A 7450-nucleotide genomic window follows, 5' to 3' on the forward strand; every position below is an offset into this window, starting at 1 on the left:
TACCCAGATGCTTAAAAAGGTTTTGAAGGATTTCTGCCCCTCCCATCTAGCAGTTGTATTTGACACAAAGGCGCCTTCATTCAGACATAAACTCTATGAGCAGTATAAGGCACAAAGGCCTGAAATGCCTGACGCCCTCAAACCCCAGCTCCCTTACATAAAAGAGATTGTAAATGCCTTTAATATCCCATGCCTTGAGATGGATGGTTATGAGGCAGATGATGTTATAGGGACGCTTGCACAAAGGGCAAAGACTCAGGCTTATCATGTTACTATCATTACAGGCGACAAGGACATGCTTCAGTTGGTGTGTGAGGGTGTAACTGTTGTAGATACGATGAAGGATAAGACTTACAGGACAGATGAGGTAATAGAGCGGTTTGGTGTAGAGCCTGAAAGGGTTACTGATGTTATGGCTCTCGCTGGCGATGCCAGTGATAATGTGCCGGGGGTGCATGGCATAGGAGAGAAGGGCGCATCTAAACTGATTAAGGAGTTCGGGACAATAGAGAACCTCCTTTCAAATCTTGATAAGGTAAAGAATAAGAAGATTCAGGGAGCCCTTAAATCCCATGCAGAGATGGCAAAACTCTCAAAGGAACTTGTTACTATAAAGAGGGATGCGCCTGTAGAAATAAACTATGACGCTCTTACACCTTCTGAACCTGATAAGGAGAAACTAAAGATATTGTTTCAGGAATTAGGATTCACCCGTCTTTTGAACGAATTATCACCGCAAACAACTGTTGACACCAGACTGCCAGTTCAAATTATCCTTAAACATGATGAACTGAACTGCCTTGCAGATGGATTAAAATCTTCTGATTCCTTTGCCATTGTTTGCAAATCACACCAAGGCGAACTTGCAGGCATCGCAATAGCGCTAAAATCAGGGAGCGCCTTTTATATACCCATCAAACATTACTATCTCGGCGCCCCTGAACAGTTGAATATAAATGATGTGTTGAACTTGCTGAAACCTATCTTTGAAAACGAATCTATAAAAAAGTTTACACAAGATGCAAAGATGCTTTACCTTGCGATGAGCAAAAACAATATATCCGTAAAGGGGATTGATTTTGATTTAACCATTGCCTCTTATTTGCTTAATATTCAGCCGCTTAAGCCGACATCCTGTCTTAAGCCTGATATGGATATTGAAACTTTAGCGCAGTATGCATGTGAAGAAACCGTATTGATAAACAAACTAAAAGATGAGCATCTCCCTCTATTAAATGAACAGGGGCTTTTGAATCTATTTAAAGATATTGAACTGCCTTTTGCAGAGGTTCTTGCAAGTATGGAATTTGCAGGCATAAGGGTTGACAGACCTTATCTTGAAGCCTATGGCAGGGAACTAGACTATCTTCTGGCAGATATTAAGAAGAAGATATACACCACTTCTGGTTTTGAGTTTAATATAAATTCCCCAAAGCAGCTTGCAGATGTGTTGTTTGAAAGACTGAAACTCAAGCCTGTAAAAAAGACAAAGACAGGTTATTCAACAGATGAAGAGGTCTTGACACGGCTTGCCTTAAGCCATGAACTTCCGCAGGAGATATTGAATTACAGGCAGATCGCAAAGTTAAAATCAACATATATAGATGGAATCTTAAGCCTGCTCAATCCTGAAACCGGCAGGGTTCACACATCATTTAATGCCGCATCCACTGCCACAGGCAGACTCTCCAGCAGCGAACCTAATCTGCAGAATATACCAATAAAGACAGAACGGGGCAGACTAATCAGAAAGGCATTTATACCAGATGAAGGTTTTATATTTATCTCTTTTGACTATTCCCAGATAGAACTTCGGCTCGTGGCACATCTTTCAGGGGACAGGCATCTTGTGGAGGCATTCAGAAATGATGGTGATATTCATGCAAGGACAGCAAGTGAAATCTTTGGTGCAGAGCCGTGTATGGTTACAGATGAGATGAGGAGAAAGGCAAAGGCAATAAACTTTGGCATTATCTACGGCATGGGTGAGTATGGACTCTCTTCTGAACTTGGCATCTCCCGTGAAGAGGCAGGTGAATACATAACAAGGTATTTTAGTATATACAGCGGTGTCAGGGGGTATATTGACAGTGTAATAAAAGAGGCGGGGGAGAAAGGATATGTTGCAACCATACTTGGCAGAAGGAGGTATATACCTGAACTGAAAAGCGAGATAGAGTCTGTGCGTAAATTTGGCGAGAGGATTGCCATAAATACACCTGTTCAGGGGAGTGCGGCAGATTTGATAAAACTTGCAATGCTCAAGATTTATAAAAGGTTTAGGGCAGAAGGGTTAAGAACAAGGATGCTCCTTCAAATCCATGATGAACTTCTCTTTGAGATAAGTGATGATGAAATAAAACAATCTAATGATATTATTAAATATGAGATGGAGAATGCGGTTAAACTCTCAGTGCCTGTAAAGGTTAATATCGGGGTTGGTAAAAACTGGATGGAGGCAGGATAATTAGGGACACTTCCCCTAATTTCCATTAATCACCCTGCACCTTTGGTTTTAGTCCAAGGTCTTTAATCATCTTTAAATCATCTATATGGGGTCTGCCTGTAGTTGTAAGATAGTTGCCAATCATTACACCATTTGCGCCTGCAGCAAAAATCAGGCACTGCAAATCTCTCAAATTAACCTGCCTCCCACCGCATATAACTATGTCCTTTGCAGGGAGGATAAATCTGTATAAGGCTATAATCTTAAGACATTCTATCGGCGTAAGATAATTTGCATGTCCAAGCGGTGTGCCAGGTCTTGGGTTCAAGAAATTTATTGGGATAGAATCTACATCTAGTTCTTTCAGCATAACAGCAAGTTCAACCCTCTGCTCTCTGGATTCACCCAGTCCAAATATACCGCCAGAGCATACATAAAAGCCGAGTTCCTTTGCCGCTCTTATTGTCTTGACATCATCCTCATAATCATGGGTTGTGCATATATTAGGGAAGAAACTCCTTGCAGTTTCAAGGTTGTGGTGATAACTCTCCAGCCCTGCCTCTTTTAACTTTAACAAAACATCCGCCTTCATAATGCCAAGTGAGGCGCACCTCTCAAGCGATGTATTCTTTTTCATCCCTGTTATGGCATCTATCAGGATTGCAACATCCCTTTCATTAGACACCCCGGTTCCGCTGGTTACTATGGAAAACTCCCCTACCCCATCCTTTGCAGCACTAACCGCTGCATCTATAATATCTTCTGAATCAATCATTGGATATGTCTTAATATCTGTGTTGTAAAAGGCTGATTGACTGCAAAAACTACAGTCTTCCTGACAAAGTCCGCTCTTTGCATTTACGATTGAGCAGAGGTTTATATTAGCGCCTTTATAGTGTCTTCTAACCTTTTCAGCAGATGCAAGTGTGTCAAATATCGTATCATCAGGCAGATTTACAAAACTACACCCTTCTTCGTAAGATATATCCTGTCCTGAAAGGGCCTTCTTTTGCAAACTTAATATAAGGTTAGTGTCCATGTTATGTTATATCCCGTAAAATCAATGTCTATTTTTGGGTATATCTGTATCGCTCAAAATTTTATTAAAGAAAATACAGGATGAGGCTCAAGTTTTTTCCTGCCATTTAAGGCAGTAATTTCACCAATAAATGCGCATTCTATAATCTCGCCGCCCATCTCTTGGACAAGACCGCATACTGCTGATGCAGTCCCCCCTGTTGCCAGCACATCATCTGCAACAAGTATGTTATGCCCATGACTTATGGCGTCCTGATGGATTTCAAGGGTATCTTCACCATACTCAAGAGAGTAGGTTGTCTTGTATGTCTTGTGCGGCAGTTTGCCTGGTTTTCTTACGATTACAATACCTGCACCTAGTTTATATGCAAGTGCGGCACCAATAATAAAGCCCCTTGCCTCTATACCTACAATAAGGTCTATCCCTTTACCAAGATAGCGGTGCCCTATCAAATCCACCATCCTCTGAAATGAGACCGCATCCTTTAAAAGGGTTGTAATATCCTTGAATACAATCCCTTTCTTTGGAAAGTCAGGCACATCCCTAATGATTTTTTTTAACTGTTCTGGCATAAATCCCCCCCTTATGTTTTTTATAATTCCACTTTATTGCTGCAAAAAGAATACAGGGTTCATTGGCTTTTTGTCTTTTCTAACCTCAAAATGCAGATGATACCCCTTTGAATTTCCACTGTTTCCAACCTTTGCAATAAGTTCGCCCCTTTTGACACTTTGTCCGACATTAGCGATATTTTCTTTATTATGTGCATAGATAGTAACAAAATTATCTTTATGCTGGATTATTATAAGATTGCCGTATCCTCTAAGTTCATTATCGCTGTAGATTACCTCTCCATCATCCGCTGCCAGAACATCTGTTCCCTCTAGTGCTGATATGTCTATCCCGTCATGCCTTTTACCATCCCTTATACCAAAACCTGATATGATTTCACCTCTTGCGGGCCATACAAACCTGTCATTTTCAAAGGCTGTCTTATCTTCTGTTTCTTCTGTCTCTTGCCTCTTGTCTCTTACCCCAAACCCCTTCGGAACATACGGCTTCACCTTAATGACCTTTTCTGCACCCGGTATGAATATCTTCTGCCCTGCCTCTATCTGCCTTGCATTAGTTATGTTATTTGCCTCTGCAATATCCTGTAAATCTATATTGTATGTCTTTGCTATCCTCCACAATGTTTCCCCCTTTCCAACCTCATGGTAAATGCCGCGGGAAACAGAGCATGAGGTCAAAAAGGTAACGAGTAGAAATAAGAAATTAGAAAAGAGAAAAACCTTATTTCTATTATCTGTCATTTCTGTCTATAACAACATTTTGACAACAACAAATCCAAGTATCAAAATGACCGTAAATAAAATGGTCAGGAGGTTAAAGTATTTGTCTACAAAGGTCTTTATCTGTTCTCCAAAGTGGTGCACTAACCACGCAACCATATAGAATCTTAGAGACCTTCCTACAATAGATGCAATTAAAAATATCAATATATTTACCTTGCTTGCCCCTGCTGTTATTGTTATCAATTTGTAAGGGATTGGTGTAAATGCAGCTGTAAAGACAATAAGGGCATTGTAATCTTCATACGACTTTCTTACCATCTCATATTTATCTACAATGCCATAGAATTGTATAATAGGCATACCTACCAAATCCATCAATTGATAGCCGATAAAATAACCAAATAATCCGCCAAGCACAGAGCCTAATGAGCATATAAAGGCAAACCTGAATGCCCTTATGGGGATTGATATGGCAAGGGCAATAAGCAGGACATCAGGGGGTATCGGGAAAAATGATGATTCTGTAAATGCAAGTATGAATAGCGCCCACACCCCATACGGGGTATGTGCCCAGTGCAGTACCCAGTCATAAACCCTTCTTATAATATTTCCTTTTCTTCCTCTGTCCATCCGTATTTACCAATCAGTCTGACAAATCTGCAGCCGCCCATATCAGATTTTATTATACCATCTTTGGTTTTTATAATCTTACATAATATCTGAGAATAGATATCGCCAACCGGGATAACAAGCCTTCCGTCTGCTTTTAACTGCTCTATATACTGTGATGGTATATCAGGGGATGCTGCAGTTACAAGTATTGCATCAAAAGGTGCTTCTTCCTTCCACCCCTCTGTCCCGTCACTGACCCTTATGATTACATTAGAGCATTTAAGTTCATCCAATAGCCTCCGTGTCCTTGCTGCCAAGGTGGATATACGTTCTATGGAAAAGACCTTATCAGCAAGTTTGGAGAGCACCGCCGTCTGATAACCTGAACCAGTGCCAATCTCAAGAACCATTTCCGTCCCCTTGAGTTCAAGGGCTTCTGTCATAAGCGCGACTATATACGGCTGAGATATTGTCTGTTTTTCGCCAATAGGAAGGGGATAATCACCATATGCCTGTTCCCATAATGCCTTTTCAACAAAGAGATGTCTTGGGACTGTAAGCATTGCTTCTATTACCCTCTTATCCTTAATCCCCCTGGGGATAAGTTGGGTTTCTACCATTCTTTTACGGGATTTTGCAAAGTTATCACGGCTAAAAATCAGGGATGCCTCCGTTAAAACTATTTATACCTCTATTATCAGCGGAAGGATTACGGGCCTTCTTTCAAGAATCTTATTAAAATATCTCCGAAGCGACTTTCTTACCTCTTCTTTCACCTCTGCCCAATCTGTGAGCGCCTCTTTGTTCACACCTGCAAGTGTCTCATTAACAACTCGTTTTGCATCTTCAAGGAGTTCAGCGCTCTCTTCCTCAAACACAAGTCCTCTTGTGATTATGTCAGGACCATATATAATATCCCCTGTAGTCTGGTTCAATGCGATAATTGCAATTACAACACCATCCTGCGAAAGATGGAGCCTATCCTTTAAAACCATATTACCCACATCACCCACGCCCTTGCCGTCAACAAATACCCTGCCTGATTCTATCTTTTCAATCTTTGCAATCTTATTAGGGGTAACCTCAACAACATCGCCGTCCTCTGCAATAACAATATTTTCAGAAGGTATGCCGAGCCTTTCTGCAAGTTGGGCGTGTTTTATCAAGTGCCTGTATTCGCCGTGAACAGGGATAAAAAATCTCGGTTTGGTCATGTTAAGCATTATTTTTAATTCTTCCTGACTTGCATGTCCTGATACATGAACCTCTGAAACCTTTTCATATATAACCTCCGCCCCCCTTTTGAACAAGTGGTTCATCATATTGGATATTGCCTTTTCATTACCGGGTATAAATTTTGAAGAAAGGATTACTGTGTCGCCTTTTAAGATTTTTATATGCTTGTGGTCATCCATTGCCATCCTTGTAAGCGCTGACATTGGTTCGCCCTGACTGCCTGTTGTAATAAGGCAGACCTCTTCTGGCGGAAGGCTGTCCATCTCTTTTAAATCCACGAGCAAATCATCAGGCGCCTTGAGATACCCAAGTTCCCTTGCAATCCTTACATTTGCGACCATGCTCTTACCGTTCAGGCAGACCTTTCTGCCGAACTTGTTCGCCACATCCATTGCCTGCTGAACCCTGTGTATATTTGATGAAAACGCAGCGACCATAACCCTGCCTTTAGCCTCTCTGAATATATCCTCAAATGCATTGCCGATTTCTTTTTCAGATATTGTGTAACCTTCTTTTTCAACATTTGTTGAATCTGACATTAGTACAAGCACGGCTTTTTCACCGTATTCAGAAAACCTTGCATAGTCCAAAACCTCCCCATCCACAGGGGTCTGGTCTAATTTAAAATCCCCTGTGTGGATGACTGTGCCAATTGGTGTTGTAATGGCAAGTCCGACACCGTCAACTATGGAATGACTAACTCTTATGAATTCAACCTTAAACTGCCCTATTGATACGGTCTGTCTTGGTTTTACACGGACAAACTGTGTAGATTTATCAAGATTAAATTCCTTAAGTTTTTCCTGAATGAAGCCGATAGTA

7 protein-coding genes are annotated in these 7450 nt (G+C 41.1%); 1 reads left to right on the forward strand and 6 read right to left on the reverse strand.

Features of this window, described 5'->3' with window-relative positions:
• Positions 1–2467 (forward strand): DNA polymerase I (gene polA / locus HZC45_05905; GenBank protein MBI5682683.1); only part of this gene is annotated, 2467 nt, incomplete at its 5' end.
• A 25-nt stretch (positions 2468–2492) separates the two neighbouring features.
• Here the strand turns inward: polA and bioB are convergent.
• The 6 genes from bioB to HZC45_05935 form a co-directional block, all read right to left on the reverse strand.
• Positions 2493–3485: a biotin synthase BioB gene (bioB, locus tag HZC45_05910; GenBank protein MBI5682684.1), complete on the reverse strand. Its 993-nt coding sequence runs from the start codon at positions 3483–3485 to the stop codon at positions 2493–2495.
• A 53-nt stretch (positions 3486–3538) separates the two neighbouring features.
• Positions 3539–4057, reverse strand: a complete 519-nt coding sequence (locus HZC45_05915; protein ID MBI5682685.1) for an adenine phosphoribosyltransferase — start codon at positions 4055–4057, stop codon at positions 3539–3541.
• Positions 4058–4090: 33 nt separating this feature from the next.
• A complete protein-coding gene (locus HZC45_05920) occupies positions 4091–4678 on the reverse strand; it encodes a peptidoglycan DD-metalloendopeptidase family protein (GenBank protein MBI5682686.1) in 588 nt (195 codons plus the stop codon).
• Positions 4679–4804: 126 nt separating this feature from the next.
• Positions 4805–5410, reverse strand: coding sequence for a DedA family protein (locus tag HZC45_05925; protein ID MBI5682687.1), 606 nt, complete (start codon positions 5408–5410; stop codon positions 4805–4807).
• Positions 5380–6012: a protein-L-isoaspartate(D-aspartate) O-methyltransferase gene (locus HZC45_05930; protein ID MBI5682688.1), complete on the reverse strand. Its 633-nt coding sequence runs from the start codon at positions 6010–6012 to the stop codon at positions 5380–5382. Before HZC45_05930 ends, HZC45_05925 begins: the two co-directional genes overlap by 31 nt.
• A 63-nt stretch (positions 6013–6075) precedes the next feature.
• The coding region (locus tag HZC45_05935; protein MBI5682689.1) for a ribonuclease J at positions 6076–7450 on the reverse strand (1375 nt) is incomplete at its 5' end.

It is taken from the genome of Deltaproteobacteria bacterium (assembly GCA_016223005.1).
In the GTDB taxonomy this organism is placed as follows: domain Bacteria; phylum Desulfobacterota; class GWC2-55-46; order UBA9637; family GWC2-42-11; genus JACRPW01.